We start from the raw sequence: 15412 nt of genomic DNA, 5'->3' as shown, positions 1-15412 counted from the left end.
TTACTCCGCCGCGCTCACCGCCGCGCCGCGCCCGGAAAAATTCACGCGCTTGAGATATTCGATCCCGTCCTCGGCAATCGCATCGCCCACCATCTCGTCGCCTTCCTTGCGAAGCTCGTCCATGTCAACATAGGTCGCATAGAAGCCCTTGGTGCGGTCGGTGATGATGCCGGCCTTAAGCAGCGTCTTGGTCAGCACACGGAAAATATTGCTCTGGTTCGACATGGCCTTGCGGCGCTTGTCGTCCGTCCGGCTCTTCAGAACCTCGGAGAGCACTTCCTCCCAGTCGAGGCCGAACTGCGCATAGATGACCTTCTTCTGTTCCGGGTTCGCAAGATTGAAGAGCAGCGTCTGGAAACACTCGGCGGCCCAGTCCTCGATGACGTGCCGCTCCTGCTGCGTCAGGTGCGGCACCGTGCGGTCCGCCCAGATCTTGCCGAACTTGTGGTGGAAGGCCTCGTCCGTCATCACGAGCTGGCAGAGATGGCGAAGCAGCGGATCGTTCGAATAGGTGTAGAGCGAGGCAAAGGCGCCCATCGCAAGCCCCTCCACCAGCATCTGCATGCCGACGACCTTCTTGTAGACTTCCGGTGCGTTCACGATATCGGTGAGAAGATTGCCAAGCGTCGGCCCCACAGGCAGCGGCTTCTTCCAGCGTGCCTCGATATATTTCGAAAAGCCGGTCACGTGCCGAGCTTCTTCGCGCGTCTGGTTCGCGGCATATTCCTGTGCGCCGGGGTCTTTCAATATGTGGCAGAGGCTTGCCGAAAGGGCGAGCGCGCCCGCCTCGCCATGCAGGATGGAGGAAAGCATCCAGCGCGCGCTTTCGTTTGACAGCGCGATCTTTGCTTCCGGCGACAGCCGGTCGGCAATCGGCGTCTGCAGCTCCAGCACAAAATCCATCGGAATGACGGTCGTACTCTTCATGTCGAAGGGCTGGTCGAAATCGATATATTTCTTGTCGAGCGGGTCCCAGAAATGGTCATGCGTCGCCGAGATGATCTTGTCGAAGGCGGTCGAGCGTGCGCCATAGCGGTCCACTTCCATCATCGCGGGAAAATCGTCCGGCGCGACGGCGTTATAGGCGCTGTCCTTGGTGATGTCGCTCGATGTCCGGGTCGTCATGGGGTTCCTCCTCCGCCGATCCTCTCCGCTCCTTGCAAACAATACCGTAAGTAGCCCTTCGATCAAATGAACCAGATGGACCATGCATTTTGCGCCTGCGAACTATTGCGCCGCCGCCTTGAGCGCACGCCTGAGGCGCCTGTGCTGCGGGTCATTGTCTAGATGGCGTGGCCAGGCTTGATGGAGCAGCAGATCCGGCATGTCGAAAGGCAGCGCCGCCACGGCGAGCCCGTGGCTTGCGGCAATCGCTTCGGCGAGCCGTTTCGGAAGCACCGCCGCAAACCCGCACCCGCCGACGAGCCCCGGAAGTGCCCCGCAATGGCAGTCGCCAATGACGATGTCGCGGCGGCGCCCGCCCCGGTCGAGTTCTCGTTCATAGAGTGTGCCGCGCATCACCGCATGCTGCAGCCCGAAATAGAGTTCAGGCGTCAGCGTCCGCCCGGCCAGAGGCGGCGGCAACAGGCAGACAAGCTCATCCTTCATCACCGGCTCAATGGCGACGTCGCGCGAGCGCATGGCGAGCGGTGTCCAGACAAGATCGAGGCTGCCCTCCAGCAAGGCGATCTCGAGATTGGGCCTTTCCTGCGGCCGTTCGAGCACGAGCCGGAACGGCATGTCGCGGTCGAGTGCCGAAATGGCGGCGGGCAGCGCGATCGCCTCGCCGATTTCGCCGAGCGCGATCGTGTAGCGCCTCTTTCCCGTGCCGGGGGGCAGATCCGGCATCGCCGCGAAGGCCTGCCTGGCAATATCTAGCGCCTGCCTCACCGGCCCTGCCATGAGCATCGCCCGTTCGGTCGGCTCCATGCCTTCGACCGTGCGTACGAACAGCGGATCGTCCATCTGGCGGCGCAGCCGCGTCAATGCATTGGAGAGAGCGGGCTGCGTCATGCCGAGCCGCATCGCGGCCCTCGTAATGCTTCCCTCGGCCATGATGGCGTCGAACACGGTCAGCAGGTTGAGGTCGATGCGTCTTAAATTCATTTTATGAATACTTGACCATTCCAAATTTCAATTGGAAAAAGGCAAAGTCCCGTGACATTGATTTAGTGAAGGGAAATAGACGGAAAAACGAGACGGCTCATCGGGGGAAACATGACTTTGAAGCCGGTAATCGTTCGCCCCTTGGGCGGCATTCTGGGGGGCGAGGTGCTCGGCATCGATCTCTCCGCCCCTGCGGCCGGCGTCGGGCGCGCCTTGGCCTGTGCCTTGTCGGAATATGGTGTGCTGGTCTGCCGCGAAGGCAATATCCCGCTCGAGGAAGAGCAATTTCTCGGCCGGCTGTTCTCGCAGGACGCGCGGTTTCATTGCGCCGCATCGGGCGGTCTGCCGCCTGCCCGTTTCTCCGAGGCGATGGACCCCGCCTGGCATGACGAAAGACCCGCTGCCATTCTCGTGCGTGCCGAGCAGGTGCCTGCACAGGGTGGAGAAAGCATCTGGTCTTCCCTTCACGCCGCATATCGCAGTCTCTCCGCGCCCATGCGCCGCTATCTGGCGACGCTCAATGCAGCGCATGTCTGCCCCGAAGGCCAAATGGAGATCTGGCGCCCGCTTGTTGCCCCTCATCCCGTCACCTGCGAAGCCTGCCTTGATTTCAGCCCCGACTTCACGTCGCAGATCGGCGGCGTACCGGAAGAGGAAAGCCGCCTGATCCTCAAGTTGCTCCGCAACCATGTCTACACGCCGGAAAACCAGATAAGAATTCCGTGGTGCGAAGGGATGCTCGTGCTTTGGGACTGCCGCATCGCGCATCATTATCCGGTTGGCGGATTTGCGGCGCCCGGCTGGCGGCTGACAGGCTTTTCCTCACGCCGCATCCACGCCGCTGATCCACCCGCCGGCGAAAACCGTACCGGATAGAAAGCAACATCGCCGCCACGGGATAGAAATGCCGCGGGAAAAACCCACCGACCGGAACGCACCTCCCGCCATCGTCTGGTTCCGCCGCGATCTGCGGATCGATGACAATCCGGCGCTCGATGCGGCAGCCCGTTCCGGCGCGCCGCTGCTTCCCGTCTTCATCCTCGACCCGGATGAAATGCCCGGCGCCGCTTCGCTCTGGTGGCTGCATCACAGCCTTACATCGCTGTCGGACGCGCTGCGAAGGCGCGGCGCGCCGCTCATCCTCCGTCGCGGCCGTCCGGCGGACATCCTGCCGCGCCTTGCAGCCGAGACAGGTGCAAAAGCGATCTTCTGGAACCGGTGTTACGAGCCGCACGCGGTTGCCCGCGACAAGGCACTGAAATCCGTGCTGGCAGAAGAGGGTGTCGAAGTGTCGAGCTTCAACGGCTCGCTACTGGCCGAGCCCTGGCAGGTGAAAACGGGAAATGGCGACCCCTACAAGGTCTTCACGCCATTCTGGCGCTCGCTCTCGCAGCAGGTTTTCGATGCACCGCTCGCCGCACCGGAGAAATTCACAGGCGCCACGCCGGCAGCCTCCGACGCACTCAATGACTGGAATCTCCTGCCCGTAAAGCCGGACTGGGCGGGCGGCCTGCGCGAAACATGGCAGCCGGGCGAGCAGGGCGCGCAGGATCGCCTCGCTGCATTTGTGGACGAACGCATGTCCGCTTATCGCGATGCGCGCGACCTGCCGGACCGCGAAGGCACCTCGCGCCTCTCGCCGCATCTCCATTGGGGCGAGGTCTCGCCGCGCCGCATCTGGCATGTTGCGCGCGCCGCTGCCGAGGCACAAACCGGAAGTGCCGCGGCGGCGGAATCTTTCCTGCGCGAAGTCGGCTGGCGCGACTTTGCCTTTCATCTCGTCTTCCACTGGCCGGGCATGGTCAGCGAAAACTGGAAAAGCGAATTCGATGCCTTCCCCTGGGCATCGGACGATGCCGCCTTCCTCGCTTGGACCAAGGGGAAGACCGGCTATCCGCTTGTCGATGCGGGCATGCGCGAACTCTGGCAGACAGGCTGGATGCACAATCGCGTGCGCATGGTCGCCGCCTCCTTCCTCATCAAGCATCTCATGATCGACTGGCGGCGCGGCGCGGAATGGTTCGAGGATACGCTGGTCGATGCCGATCTCGCGGTGAACCGTGCAAGCTGGCAATGGGTGGCGGGCTCCGGCGCCGACGCCGCGCCCTATTTCCGCATCTTCAATCCTGTGCTGCAGGGCGAGAAATTCGATCCCGCTGGCGAATATGTCCGCAGCTATGTGCCTGAACTAGCAATGCTCGATGCGCGCCACATCCACCGCCCCTGGGAGGCGCCGTCCGACGTGCTCGCAAAAGCGGGCGTGACGCTCGGCAAGTCCTATCCGAAGCCGATTGTCGATCATGGCGTTGCCCGCGCCCGTGCGCTCGCGGCCTATGAGGAATTCAGGAAGTGAGTTTTGCCTGCTTCGGCATCGTCTTCGCGGTCAGCGCAAGCGACAGCCGGTAGGGCAGCATCTGCACCAGCCGCAGGATCAGCGAAAAGCGCCGCGGAAAGGTGATCTCGAACCGGTCCGACTGAAGTCCGCGATAGAGGGCATCCACCGCATCGTCCACTTCCATGAGGAAGGGCATCGGAAATTCGTTCTTGTCCGTCAGTGGCGTCTTCACGAAACCGGGATTGACGATCTGCAGCTTGATGCCGTCCAGCGCGAGATCGGGCCTGAGCGCTTCCGCCATGTTGATGAGCGCTGCCTTGCTGCCGCCATAGATCGCCGAAGTCGGCAATCCGAAATAGCCGGCGAGTGACGCCACCACCGCAATGCGCCCCGCCTTCTGCGCGCGCATCGGTGCGATCAGCGCCTCAAGGCAATTCACCGTGCCCATGAAATTCAGTTCGAAGACGGGCCGCGCCTTCTCGGCCGTCAGCTCGCGCGCCAGCACCGGCTCATAGGTGCCCGCGCAGAGCACAGCGGTCGCAATCGGCCCCATCTCGCTCTCGATTTTCGCCACGACGTTTTTCACATCGTCCGGCTTCGTCGTGTCGAGCGGATAGACGGCAATCTCGCCCGCCGCCTCCTGGCGCAGCTTTTCGAGCTCTTCCGCCCGCCGCGCCGATGCAGCCACGCGCCAGCCTTCGCTGGCCATGCGCAGCGCCAGCGCCCGCCCAATGCCGGAGCTTGCGCCCGTGATCCAGACGATATTGCTCATTGGAGTGCCAGCCTCTGCACGCGCTCGCGGTCGAAGCGTTCCACGTGATAATCGACATCCGCGCCGCGCGCCCGGAAGATCACGTTCAGCCATTCCATCTGCGGCGAATACCAGAGCTTCAGCTTCAGATCGCCCGTCATCTCATATTCCCGCACCGCCACGCGCGCACCGTCGACAAGCGCCTCGCGCTTCGCCGTCTCGTTCACCTCAACATTGATGATGCGGCCGCGCTGCGTATCGAGAAGCTGCGTCTGATCGATCGTTGCCGGGTTCCAGTAGCTTGTCGGAATGATGTTTTCGGGCGCAATGAAGGTGCCGTTCTCCGAGCTCGTCACTTCAAGCCCCTCATCGGTCATCTTCGCGCTGACGCTGAATTGCCGTCCGTCATCGTTCGTTTCCGTCTCGATGGCGACGAGCTTGCCGTTGCGCCAGGTCTCGCGGTTCGTATGCGCATAGCGGAACACGGTGATCGGCCCGAAGCTCACGGCAAGGTTGATGTCGATGGCGACATGAAGTTCGTCGTCCACTTGCGTGAACTGGATGGTGTGTGTGCCGATGGGGGTGCCGCCGCGCTCGACACGGAAAGACAGCGCCGGCTCGGGGGAGGAAGCCGGCGCTGTCGCATCCGCGCCGACAGTCAGGGCGGGCATCACGATTGCGAAAGCTGCAACGATCTTGAGTAGCGAATTCACGGTCAGGGGGCCTTCTCCGGGGGGAGTTGAACCGCTGGCTCACATTCCAGCTCTCACCCCCTTGCTACGCACCCCCGCGCCGGGTGGATCACCTGTCTCCGAGATCCCGGAACCGGGCCGCAAGCGCAAGGCTCGCCGCCACCGTTGCATTGAGGGATTCGACAGCGCCGGTCGTGCGGATCGCAAGCCGCTCCGCCTTGAGGCCTTGGGGCAGCCCCTGTCCCTCTTCCCCCAGCACCAGCCGCAGATTTGCAGGCCAGCCATAGGCCTCGATATCGGTTCCCTCGCCATCGAGCGCCGCCACCGGCCCACGGGCCGCCGCCAGCGCCTCCCAGCTCCCGCCCTTGAGGAAGGTGAGGGCGAATTGCGCATTGGCTCCGCCTCTCAGCGCCTTGGGGTGAAAGGGATGTGCCGCCCCCTCCATCAGCACGATGCGGCTCGCGCCAAAGGCCGCCGCACTCCGCAACACGGCGCCGAGATTGGCCGGGTCGCCCAGCGCCAGTACGAGTTCGAGGCCCTTCGGCGCCACCGCGAAATCCAGAGCCGCAAATTCCGGCACCTCGCCCAGCAGCAGCGGAAATCCCGTCCCGTTCGTGTCCAGCGCCTCGAAAAGCGGCTTCGCCAGCACATAGCGTTCCACATGGGCGGGCAGCGACAGCCGGTTGAGCTCGCTCTCCGTCCGCGCCAGCGCCGCCGTAAAGCGTTCCCCATGCGCCTTGAGCGCCTCCGGCACGGTTTTCCGCCCCGACAGCAGGAATGCCCCATGCTTGCGAATGCCGCGCGCTTCCGTCAGCGACAGCCATGTCTTCGCCCGCGGATTTTGCGGGCTGTCGATGGCGCGTGCGCCGCTGTTCATATTTGGTCCTTTTGTGTCTGCCGTTCTTCGCCGATCATGGTGGCAGAAAAGCAATAACACAAAGAACTCCACCCTCCCCTTGAGGGAAGGTCGAAAATTCGAGCCTGCGAAGAATTTTTCGGGGAGGGGTGGGAAGAAGAAAAGGGAAGGGGCGGAAAATGATCGCAAATATATTCATGGTGGGCGATGGGCTCGACTGGCTCCGCATCGCGCTGGCACTCGCCTCTCTCGCCGCCGCCATTGCCTATCAGCTGATCGAGCGCCAGCCGCCTTCGGCCCTTCGCACCGGCCTGAAAACGGCCTCGATCGGCCTTCTCGTGCCGCTGCCGCTTCTGGTCTTGGGGCAGGGCCCCGCATTGCCGCTCCTGCTGCTCGCCGCAGCTTTCCTCTTTTCCAGCGCGGGCGATCTCTTCCTCGCCATGAAGGGCGACAAGCGCAACTTCATGCGCGGCCTCGGCGCATTTCTCGTCAGCCACCTCTTCTATATCGCGGTCATGGCGCCCATCGCCACAGGGCCGGACACGCTCGCCCTGAAATCCGTCTCGCTTGCCGTCGGCCTTGCCGCGCTCGCCGTCTATTGGTCGCTCGCATCCCGCCTCGGCTCGATGAAACTTCCCGTCGGCGCCTATCTCGCGGTCATCCTCGTCATGGTGCTCACCGCACTGGCGATCCCGGAAGCCGCCCCCATCCTCGGCCTCGGCGCGATCCTCTTCATGTTTTCCGACAGCATCATCGCCCTCGACAAGTTTCGTGGGCCGATCCCTTATCGCGGCATCCTTGTCTGGACGACCTATTACGGCGGTCAGGTGCTGATGGCCCTGCCGCTTCTCATGCTGCTGACGAAATGAGCGCCATTCCGATCAACGGCACCTGCGACCCGCGCTTCGCGCGGCTCCGCGAGGCCTTCACCGAGAATTTCACGCAGCGCGGCGAGCCCGGCGGCGCGGTGGCGCTCATGGTCGATGGCCGCCTCGTCTGCGATCTCTGGGGCGGCTTCTGCGATGCCGCGCGCGAGCGGCCCTGGGCGCGCGACACGCTGGTGAATTTCTTTTCCGTCGGCAAGGCCTTCACCGCCCTTGTCGCCCTGCGGCTGGTGGAGCGGGGTGTGCTCGATCTCGATGCGCCGGCCCACCGCCTCTGGCCGGAATTCGGTATGGGCGGCAAGGAGACGATCACGCTCCGCCACATGCTGTCGCATCAAGCTGGCCTCCCTGCCATCCGCGATGAACTGCCGGATGGCGCCGCGCTCGACTGGAAGCGGATGACGGAAGCACTCGCCGCCGAAACGCCCTGGTGGCAGCCGGGCACAGCGCATGGCTATCACGTCAACACCTTCGGCTATCTCGTGGGCGAGCTTGTGCGCCGCGCTTCCGGGCGCACAGTCGGGCAGATCCTGCGCGACGAGGTGGCGGGCCCGCTCGGTGCCGATGTCCATATCGGCCTTCCGCCCGCGGAGCATCACCGCGCCGCCGAGTTCCTCTGGCCGCCCATCCTGCCCGAGCGCCCGCCGGGCCCGCTCGATGACGACACGCTGATGAAATGGAACACCTACTGGAACCCGCCGGGCATTTCCGGTTCCGGCTGGGTCAACCGCCCTGAATGGCGCGAGGCCGAAATCCCCTCGACCAATGGCCACGGCACTGCGCGCGGCATCGCCCGAGTCTATTCGGCCTTCGCCGCGGGCGGCCGCATCGATGGTGTGGACATTCTCTCTCCCGCAATGCTCGTCGCCGCCACCGAGGAGCAATCCTTCGGCCCCGACCGGATTCTCGAGCGCGAGTCGCGCTTCGCCCTCGGCTTCCAGCTCCCCCAGGCCGAACGCCCCCTCGGGCCGAACGCGCAAGCCTTCGGCCATTTCGGCGCCGGCGGCTCCCTCGGCTTCTGCGACCCGGTCGCCCGCATCGCCTTCGGCTACGTCACCAACGACATGGGCCCCCGTTGGCAAAACCACCGCAACAGGGCGCTGCTCGCGGCGATATATGAGTGTCTTTGAGGAGAAAATGGTGCTGTTGGAGAGGATTGAACTCTCGACCTCTCCCTTACCAAGGGAGTGCTCTACCACTGAGCTACAACAGCATGCCGGGAAGCGGTGAAACCCGCCGCCGAACCGCGCCTTGAAGGCGCTGGAAGTCTCGCTCCGAATGGTAAATGAACCCTTGGGGCTCAGCGCGGGGGCCGGTCTTTCCGAAGCGCGCGGAAAGTGCCATAGCAACCCCCCTCGCGCAAGATGCCGCAACGCACTATCTTCCCCCCGAACGTGAATCCCCAATCCGAGTGAAATTGATGAAAAAGACAGGCACAGGCTTCGATTCCCGCACCCCCGGCGGCAAGGGCACAGACCGCGCGGCCCAGACCAAGGAGGCCAAGGCCAAGCAGGCCCGCCTCGCCGAGGCGCTCCGCGACAACCTCAAGAAGCGGAAATCCCAGACCCGCGCCCGCAAGGACGCGAAATAGCCGGATTGGCCCCTCGAAAACGCCTGGATCCGGCGCGAGAAGGGGCCGCCCCGCGCCCCCCGTCGTGACTCGGGGGCGCCGGGCCCCTATAAACCGCCAAACGCCTGATCGGACGTATTCATGGACAGTATCCACATTCGCGGCGGCCGCCGCCTCAAGGGCTCGATCCCTGTAAGCGGCGCGAAAAACGCGGCCCTGCCGTTGATGACGGCTGCCCTGCTGACGGATGAGCCGGTCAAGCTCACCAACATGCCGCGCCTTGCCGATGTCCGCACGCTCTCGAAACTCCTCGGCGTCATAGGCGCCGATATTTCGGTCGAGAGCGGCACGGATTCGGATGTGATGACGCTCCATGCGAAGGACATCAAGTCCACCACCGCGCCCTATGAGATCGTCTCGCAGATCCGCGCGAGCTTCTGGGTGCTCGGGCCCCTCATGGCGCGCTGCCGCGAGGCGAAGGTGTCGCTGCCCGGCGGCTGCGCCATCGGTGCCCGCCCCGTCGATCTCTATATCAAGGGGCTCCAGAAGATGGGCGCCGAGATCGACCTCGTCGAAGGCTATGTCCATGCTTCCGCGCCGAAGGGCCTGAAAGGTGCGGTCATCCGCTCGCCCATCGTCTCTGTCGGCGCCACGCACACGCTCCTGATGGCGGCAACGCTCGCCGAAGGCGAAACCGTGCTTGAAAACGCCGCCCGCGAGCCCGAGATCGGCGATGTCGCTCGCTGCCTTGTCAGCATGGGCGCGAAGATCGAAGGCATCGGCACCTCAACGCTCCGCATCGAAGGTGTGGAAAAGCTGCACAGCGCCACGCACCGCGTCATCGCGGATCGCATCGAGGCCGGAACCTACGCCATCGCCGCCGCCATGACGGGCGGCGAGGTGACGCTTGAAGGCGCGAACGCCGAGGATTTCGAGGCAGCCCTTTCCGTCCTTCGTGCCGCCGGTGCGGAAGTCGAGAGCGAGCAGGGCGCGGTCCGCATCGCGCGCAATGGCGAGCGGCTGCAGGCGGTCGATGTGGTGACGCAGGTCTTCCCCGGTTTCCCCACCGATCTTCAGGCGCAGTTCATGGCGCTGATGACGGTCGCCGAAGGCGAATCCGAAATCACCGAAACGATCTTCGAAAACCGTTTCATGCATGTGCAGGAGCTGGCCCGCTTCGGCGCCAATATTTCGCTGCATGGCGACAAGGCGCTGGTGCATGGCGTGGACAAGCTGAAGGCCGCCCCCGTCATGGCGAGCGATCTTCGGGCCTCCGCCGCGCTCATCATCGCAGGTCTCGCCGCCGAGGGCGAAACCACCGTCAATCGCGTCTATCATCTCGATCGCGGCTTCGAGCGCATCGAGGCGAAGCTCAGTGCCTGCGGCGCCGATATCTGGCGCGAAAAGGCAAAGCAGTAGATAAAGAGCACCATGAAGAAAGAGCTTCGCCTTCTGGCCGAAGATGCCGCCGATCTCGAAGTGATCTCCGCCGCGCTTCAGGATGCGGTCCTTCAGGTGCGCGATCTCGCCTTCCTGCCGTCGACGCGCCGCTTCGCCTGCGTGGTGAACCGCTTTCGCTGGGACGCTGCCCGGCGCGCGCCCCATGAGCGCGTGCGCGCCGGCCTCCATTTCGAGAATGTGCTCGCCGCCCGCGCGCGCAACATCGCTCAAGATCGCCCGGAAGGCGTGCTGAACCTGCTTGCCATCCGCTTCGACGAGCTGAACGCGCCCTCCGGCCTCGTCACGCTGGTCTTTTCCGGCGGCGCCGAACTCCGCCTTGAGGTCGAGGCGCTCGAAGCCCATCTCTCCGATCTCGGCCTCGTCTGGGAAACCCCCAACAGACCCGAGCACGATCTGGACTGATTGAAATGCCCATTCGCCTGAACGCAAGAGACGCAAATTTCGAGGACGCTTTCGCCGCGCTGCTCACCGGCAAGCGCGAGGCCTCCGTCGATGTCAACGACACCGTCGCGAAGATCGTGGCGGATGTGCGCACGCGCGGCGATGAGGCGCTGGTCGAGTACACCCGCCGCTTCGACCGCCTTCCCGATCTGACGGCGGCAACGCTCGCCATCCCGCAAAGGGATCTCGATGCCGCCGCCGCGTCCTGCGCGCCGAAAACGCTCGATGCGCTGAAGCTCGCCGCCGCCCGCATAGAGGCTTATCACATCCGCCAGCGCCCCGAAGATGCGCGCTTCACCGATGCGCAAGGCGTCGAGCTTGGCCATCGCTGGACGGCGGTCGGCGCCGTCGGCCTTTATGTGCCGGGCGGCACCGCGAATTATCCAAGCTCCGTGCTGATGAACGCGATCCCGGCAAAGGTCGCGGGCGTGAAGCGCATCGTCATGGTGGTGCCGACGCCCGACGGCATTGTGAACCCGCTGGTGCTTGCCGCCGCGAAACTTGCCGGTGTCAGCGAGGTCTATCGCGTCGGTGGCGCGCAGGCCGTCGCCGCGCTCGCCTACGGCACGAAGACGATTGCGCCCGTCGACAAGATCGTCGGCCCCGGCAATGCATATGTTGCCGCCGCCAAGCGCCAGGTCTTCGGTCAGGTCGGCATCGATATGATCGCGGGCCCGTCGGAAATTCTCGTCGTCGCCGATGGCAAGAACGATCCCGAATGGATCGCCGCCGATCTCCTGTCGCAGGCCGAGCATGATGAAAGCTCGCAATCGATCCTGATAACGGACGATGCCGCATTCGCTACCCGCGTCGAAGAGGCAGTTGCGCGCCAGTTGCAGGCCCTGCCGCGCGAGACGACCGCCACGAAAAGCTGGGCCGATTTCGGCGCCGTCATCGTCGTGGACAGGCTCAACGATGCCGCGCCGCTCGTCGACCGTCTCGCACCCGAACATCTCGAACTCGCGGTCGATGATGCGGAAGCCCTGCTTGCGAAAGTCGCGAATGCGGGTGCCGTCTTTCTCGGCCGCTACACGCCCGAAGCGATCGGCGATTATGTGGCGGGCTCTAACCACGTTCTCCCCACCGCCCGCTCGGCGCGCTTCTCCTCCGGCCTCAATGTGCTCGACTTCATGAAGCGAACCTCCATCGTCCGCTGCGACGCCGATGCGCTCCGCGCCATCGGCCCCGCCGCCATCGCGCTTGCCGAAGCCGAAGGCCTCGACGCCCATCTCCGCTCGGTGGCGATCAGACTGAATCTCTAATCAAAAATGTCATTGCCGGGCTTGATCCGGCAATCCGGAAGCCGCGCAAGCGGCGTCTCGTCTCACAGAATCTTCTGGATGTGCTGTCGCTCCGGGCTTCCCGCTCTGGACCCCCGGGGTCAAGCCCGGGGGTGACATGTCGGGGGATGAAGGGAAAAGCTGTCGAGAACGCGTGCCGTCTCAGCTTTTCAAGCGCTCGCTTCCTTCGCCCAAATCGGCTTAAACTGCGCCACCATGTCAGACCGTGCAGCAGATGATGAAGCAAGCGGCGCCCCGGCGATGCCGGAAGGCGAGCATTACCGCATTGCCGATCTCGTGCTGGACGAGCATTCCGTCGTTCGCCGCAGCCCCGATGTCGAGCATGAGCGGAAAGTGGCGATCTTCGATCTCCTGGAAGAAAACCGATTCGCCCCGGTCGGCAGCGACGGCGGTCCCTATGTCCTTCATCTCGCCATCGAGGAAAACCGCCTCGTCTTCGACATCCGCCTCGAAGGCGATGTACCGCATGGCAAGGTGCTGCTTTCGCTGACGCCCTTCCGCAAGATCATCAAGGACTACTTCCTGATCTGCGAAAGTTACTACGACGCAATCAAGACGGCTGCCCCCGCCCAGATCGAGGCGATCGACATGGGCCGCCGCGGCCTCCACAACGAAGGCTCGCAAACGCTCAAGGACCGCCTCGCGGGCAAGATCGAAATGGATTTCGACACGGCGCGGCGTCTGTTCACGCTGATCTGCGTATTGCATATCAAGGGATGAGCGACGTGACGAAGCCGGGCGCCAACGCGGAGCGAAAGCCGGTACTGCCGGGCTCCGTTCTCTTTGCCTGCAATCTCAATACGGTTCGCTCGTCTATGGCCGAGGCGATCCTGAAGAAACTCCACGGCCATCGCATCTATGTCGATTCGGCGGGCGTCGCCCCCGCCGAAGAGCCCGATCCCTTCACGGCCGAAGTACTGCGCGAGGAAGGCTTCACACCGTCCGCAAGCGGCCCCAAGGGCTTCGACGATCTCGACGAAACGAGCTTCGATCTCATCGTGGCGCTGACGCCCGAAGCCCGCGCCAAGGCCGAGGTGCTGACCCGTTCTTCCGCTACCGATGTCGAATATTGGGAGGTCGAAGACCCGCTCGCCGCCCCCACTGGCGGCAATCGTGATCGCCGTCTCGCCGCCTACCGGGAGCTCAGGAATACCCTGCGCCGCTATATTGAAGCCCGGTTCGGCCGCGCGGGCGCCGCCACCGGCTGATCTTCCGTGCGGGGACGGATCGTCCATCAATCTGCCGCAATCTGGATGATATAAGAGTGCCGCAACATTTGACGGGGAGGGCATTGCCCATGAAATCCATATTCGCACTGGCCGCTGCGCTGGTTCTCGGCCTCGGCATCGCGCTTGGCGGCTATCTCGCGGGCGACGGGCTCGTAAAGTCCCGTCTCGGCGACCGTTCCATTTCCGTGAAGGGCTTGTCGGAACGCGAGGTGAAAGCCGATCTCGCGCTCTGGGCGCTCCGCTTCGTCGTCACCGGCAACGATCTCGCCACTACCCAGGCCGATGTGAAGCGCAACGCCGATATCGTCAACGGCTTCTTGAAGAGCCACGGTTTCGCCGATGAGGAGATCGAGTTGCAGGCGCCGCAGGTAACAGACCGCCTCGCCCAGATGTATTCGAGCGGCGAGTTCAATACCCGCTTCATCATCGCCCAGCAGATCGTGCTGCGCACCACAGATGTGGACAAGGTCGCCGTCGCCAATCGCGGCACCAGTACGCTGGTGGAGCAGGGCGTGGTCCTCTCCAATGAATATGGCCCGGTCCGCCCCTCCTATCTCTTCACCGGTATTGCGGACATCAAGCCCGAAATGCTCGAGGAGGCCACGCTGCGCGCCCGTGAGGCGGCGGAAACTTTCGCCGCCGATTCCGGCTCCCGCCTGGGCGGCATCCGCCGCGCCTGGCAGGGCCAGTTCTCGATCCTGCCGCGCGACGACACGCCGGGCGCCCAGGAGAGCGAGCAGATCATGAAAACCGTCCGCGTCGTCTCGACCGTGGATTACTTGCTGGTCGACTGAGCCAAAAAGGCCGGAAAATCAAACATTTGGGCCCGGTCCGCGTGTCTTTTCGCGGGCCGGGCTCTTGATTTCCCGGCGCTTTCTGACCATTCTTCCGGCCAAATTTCCAAAGGATAGTGAATGGCCAAGGAAGAAATGCTCGAGTTTCCGGGCGTGGTGACGGAACTGCTGCCCAACGCCACGTTCCGCGTGAAGCTCGAGAACGAACACGAGATCATCGCCCACACCGCCGGCAAGATGCGCAAGAACCGCATCCGTGTGCTTGCGGGTGACAAGGTGCTTGTGGAAATGACGCCCTATGACCTGACAAAGGGCCGGATCACCTACCGGTTCAAGTGACGCCCCGGTGCCGGTAAAGGGCGCGAAACCCCGCCTCATTCTCGCCAGCGCCTCGCCGCGCCGGCTCTCCCTGCTCCGCCAGATCGGCGTCGAGCCGGACGAGGTCATCGCAAGCGAAATCGACGAAACGGCACTCAAGGGCGAGCTGCCGCGCCTCCATGCCGCGCGCCTCGCCCGCGAAAAGGCGGAGGCGGTCGCCACGCTGCATCCCGGCGCGCTCGTCCTCGGCGCCGATACGGTGGTCGCCTGCGGCCGCCGCATCTTGCCGAAAACGGAAACGGAGGCCGAGGCCCGCGCCTGCCTCGCGCTGCTCTCGGGCCGCGCGCACCGCGTCTTCACCGCCATTCATCTTGTCGCGCCCGGCCGCGCCATCTCGCGCATCAGCGAAACTCGCGTCACCTTCAAGCGCCTCTCGGACGCTGAAATCGCCGCCTATCTCGCAAGTGGCGAATGGCAGGGCAAGGCCGGCGGCTATGCCATTCAGGGCCGCGCCGCGCTTTTCGTCCGCGCGCTCTCCGGCTCCCACTCCGCCGTGGTCGGCCTGCCGCTCTTTGAGGTGGGCCAGCTACTCGCAGGCGCGGGATATAGCCTCGCCTCGGCGGGCTGACGCGCCTATCATCATCGCTTACAACAGTGTTAGGATCGCTCATCAA

The 15412-nt window shown here is 64.1% G+C and carries 18 protein-coding genes and 1 tRNA gene; 13 read left to right on the top strand and 6 right to left on the bottom strand.

What is annotated here, in order from left to right; genetic code table 11:
* Together ACK4FH_RS01905 and ACK4FH_RS01900 are read right to left on the bottom strand one after the other, a co-directional pair.
* Positions 1–1125: a ferritin-like domain-containing protein gene (locus ACK4FH_RS01905; RefSeq protein ID WP_409810695.1), complete on the bottom strand. Its 1125-nt coding sequence runs from the start codon at positions 1123–1125 to the stop codon at positions 1–3.
* A 102-nt stretch (positions 1126–1227) separates the two neighbouring features.
* Entirely contained in the window at positions 1228–2106 is an 879-nt protein-coding gene (locus tag ACK4FH_RS01900; protein WP_409810693.1) for a LysR family transcriptional regulator, read from the bottom strand.
* 111 nt (positions 2107–2217) lie between these two features.
* Between ACK4FH_RS01900 and ACK4FH_RS01895 the strand changes: the two genes are divergently transcribed.
* Both ACK4FH_RS01895 and ACK4FH_RS01890 read left to right on the top strand, forming a co-directional pair.
* Positions 2218–2982, top strand: a complete 765-nt coding sequence (locus ACK4FH_RS01895) for a TauD/TfdA dioxygenase family protein (RefSeq protein WP_409810691.1) — start codon at positions 2218–2220, stop codon at positions 2980–2982.
* Between the two features lie 28 nt (positions 2983–3010).
* The gene (locus ACK4FH_RS01890) at positions 3011–4459 is read left to right on the top strand and encodes a cryptochrome/photolyase family protein (protein WP_409810689.1); all 1449 of its coding nucleotides are present in this window, start codon (positions 3011–3013) and stop codon (positions 4457–4459) included.
* Here the strand turns inward: ACK4FH_RS01890 and ACK4FH_RS01885 are convergent.
* From ACK4FH_RS01885 to ACK4FH_RS01875, 3 genes are all read right to left on the bottom strand, one after another.
* Positions 4449–5213: an SDR family NAD(P)-dependent oxidoreductase gene (locus ACK4FH_RS01885; protein WP_409810687.1), complete on the bottom strand. Its 765-nt coding sequence runs from the start codon at positions 5211–5213 to the stop codon at positions 4449–4451. The genes ACK4FH_RS01890 and ACK4FH_RS01885 overlap by 11 nt on opposite strands.
* On the bottom strand, positions 5210–5905 hold the full coding sequence (locus tag ACK4FH_RS01880) for a DUF6134 family protein (protein ID WP_409810685.1): 696 nt from the start codon (positions 5903–5905) through the stop codon (positions 5210–5212). The genes ACK4FH_RS01885 and ACK4FH_RS01880 overlap by 4 nt, the downstream gene beginning before the upstream one ends.
* An 88-nt stretch (positions 5906–5993) precedes the next feature.
* Complete coding sequence (locus ACK4FH_RS01875) at positions 5994–6761, bottom strand: TrmH family RNA methyltransferase (RefSeq protein WP_409810683.1); 768 nt, start codon at positions 6759–6761, stop codon at positions 5994–5996.
* Between the two features lie 158 nt (positions 6762–6919).
* On the opposite strand from ACK4FH_RS01875, the gene ACK4FH_RS01870 reads away from it, so the two are divergent.
* Positions 6920–7609 carry a lysoplasmalogenase gene (locus ACK4FH_RS01870; RefSeq protein ID WP_409810681.1) on the top strand — a complete coding sequence of 230 codons (690 nt, stop codon included), beginning with the start codon at positions 6920–6922 and terminating at the stop codon, positions 7607–7609.
* Positions 7606–8754, top strand: coding sequence for a serine hydrolase domain-containing protein (locus ACK4FH_RS01865; protein ID WP_409810679.1), 1149 nt, complete (start codon positions 7606–7608; stop codon positions 8752–8754). Before ACK4FH_RS01870 ends, ACK4FH_RS01865 begins: the two co-directional genes overlap by 4 nt.
* Before the next feature lie 8 nt (positions 8755–8762).
* Here the strand turns inward: ACK4FH_RS01865 and ACK4FH_RS01860 are convergent.
* Positions 8763–8837, bottom strand: a tRNA-Thr gene (locus ACK4FH_RS01860).
* A gap of 207 nt (positions 8838–9044) precedes the next feature.
* On the opposite strand from ACK4FH_RS01860, the gene ACK4FH_RS01855 reads away from it, so the two are divergent.
* The 9 genes from ACK4FH_RS01855 (at position 9045) to ACK4FH_RS01815 (ending at position 15366) form a co-directional block, all read left to right on the top strand.
* Positions 9045–9215, top strand: coding sequence for a hypothetical protein (locus tag ACK4FH_RS01855; protein WP_409810677.1), 171 nt, complete (start codon positions 9045–9047; stop codon positions 9213–9215).
* 120 nt (positions 9216–9335) lie between these two features.
* The gene (gene murA / locus ACK4FH_RS01850; RefSeq protein ID WP_409810675.1) at positions 9336–10613 is read left to right on the top strand and encodes a UDP-N-acetylglucosamine 1-carboxyvinyltransferase; all 1278 of its coding nucleotides are present in this window, start codon (positions 9336–9338) and stop codon (positions 10611–10613) included.
* Positions 10614–10625: 12 nt separating this feature from the next.
* Positions 10626–11057, top strand: a complete 432-nt coding sequence (locus ACK4FH_RS01845; RefSeq protein WP_409810673.1) for a DUF2948 family protein — start codon at positions 10626–10628, stop codon at positions 11055–11057.
* A gap of 5 nt (positions 11058–11062) precedes the next feature.
* Positions 11063–12358, top strand: a complete 1296-nt coding sequence (hisD, locus tag ACK4FH_RS01840; RefSeq protein ID WP_409810671.1) for a histidinol dehydrogenase — start codon at positions 11063–11065, stop codon at positions 12356–12358.
* A 279-nt stretch (positions 12359–12637) separates the two neighbouring features.
* Complete coding sequence (locus ACK4FH_RS01835) at positions 12638–13117, top strand: UPF0262 family protein (protein ID WP_409815104.1); 480 nt, start codon at positions 12638–12640, stop codon at positions 13115–13117.
* Positions 13114–13605: a low molecular weight phosphatase family protein gene (locus tag ACK4FH_RS01830; RefSeq protein ID WP_409810669.1), complete on the top strand. Its 492-nt coding sequence runs from the start codon at positions 13114–13116 to the stop codon at positions 13603–13605. The genes ACK4FH_RS01835 and ACK4FH_RS01830 overlap by 4 nt, the downstream gene beginning before the upstream one ends.
* A gap of 89 nt (positions 13606–13694) precedes the next feature.
* Positions 13695–14420, top strand: coding sequence for an SIMPL domain-containing protein (locus tag ACK4FH_RS01825; RefSeq protein ID WP_409810667.1), 726 nt, complete (start codon positions 13695–13697; stop codon positions 14418–14420).
* A gap of 120 nt (positions 14421–14540) precedes the next feature.
* The gene (gene infA, locus ACK4FH_RS01820) at positions 14541–14759 is read left to right on the top strand and encodes a translation initiation factor IF-1 (protein ID WP_293207917.1); all 219 of its coding nucleotides are present in this window, start codon (positions 14541–14543) and stop codon (positions 14757–14759) included.
* A gap of 7 nt (positions 14760–14766) precedes the next feature.
* Complete coding sequence (locus ACK4FH_RS01815) at positions 14767–15366, top strand: Maf family protein (RefSeq protein ID WP_409810664.1); 600 nt, start codon at positions 14767–14769, stop codon at positions 15364–15366.
* Positions 15367–15412: the final 46 nt, after the last annotated feature.

The sequence above is a fragment of the Parvibaculum sp. genome (genome assembly GCF_046297875.1).
Classification (GTDB): domain Bacteria; phylum Pseudomonadota; class Alphaproteobacteria; order Parvibaculales; family Parvibaculaceae; genus Parvibaculum.
This window is presented reverse-complemented; position numbering and strand designations above follow the sequence as displayed.

Coding starts and splice junctions, on each gene's coding strand:
- ACK4FH_RS01905 (WP_409810695.1), bottom strand. CDS start 1,125: ATGACGACCCGGACATCGAGCGACATCACCAAGGACAGCGCCTATAAC.
- ACK4FH_RS01900 (WP_409810693.1), bottom strand. CDS start 2,106: ATGAATTTAAGACGCATCGACCTCAACCTGCTGACCGTGTTCGACGCC.
- ACK4FH_RS01895 (WP_409810691.1), top strand. CDS start 2,218: ATGACTTTGAAGCCGGTAATCGTTCGCCCCTTGGGCGGCATTCTGGGG.
- ACK4FH_RS01890 (WP_409810689.1), top strand. CDS start 3,011: ATGCCGCGGGAAAAACCCACCGACCGGAACGCACCTCCCGCCATCGTC.
- ACK4FH_RS01885 (WP_409810687.1), bottom strand. CDS start 5,213: ATGAGCAATATCGTCTGGATCACGGGCGCAAGCTCCGGCATTGGGCGG.
- ACK4FH_RS01875 (WP_409810683.1), bottom strand. CDS start 6,761: ATGAACAGCGGCGCACGCGCCATCGACAGCCCGCAAAATCCGCGGGCG.
- ACK4FH_RS01870 (WP_409810681.1), top strand. CDS start 6,920: ATGATCGCAAATATATTCATGGTGGGCGATGGGCTCGACTGGCTCCGC.
- ACK4FH_RS01865 (WP_409810679.1), top strand. CDS start 7,606: ATGAGCGCCATTCCGATCAACGGCACCTGCGACCCGCGCTTCGCGCGG.
- ACK4FH_RS01855 (WP_409810677.1), top strand. CDS start 9,045: ATGAAAAAGACAGGCACAGGCTTCGATTCCCGCACCCCCGGCGGCAAG.
- murA (WP_409810675.1), top strand. CDS start 9,336: ATGGACAGTATCCACATTCGCGGCGGCCGCCGCCTCAAGGGCTCGATC.
- ACK4FH_RS01845 (WP_409810673.1), top strand. CDS start 10,626: ATGAAGAAAGAGCTTCGCCTTCTGGCCGAAGATGCCGCCGATCTCGAA.
- hisD (WP_409810671.1), top strand. CDS start 11,063: ATGCCCATTCGCCTGAACGCAAGAGACGCAAATTTCGAGGACGCTTTC.
- ACK4FH_RS01835 (WP_409815104.1), top strand. CDS start 12,638: ATGCCGGAAGGCGAGCATTACCGCATTGCCGATCTCGTGCTGGACGAG.
- ACK4FH_RS01830 (WP_409810669.1), top strand. CDS start 13,114: ATGAGCGACGTGACGAAGCCGGGCGCCAACGCGGAGCGAAAGCCGGTA.
- ACK4FH_RS01825 (WP_409810667.1), top strand. CDS start 13,695: ATGAAATCCATATTCGCACTGGCCGCTGCGCTGGTTCTCGGCCTCGGC.
- infA (WP_293207917.1), top strand. CDS start 14,541: ATGGCCAAGGAAGAAATGCTCGAGTTTCCGGGCGTGGTGACGGAACTG.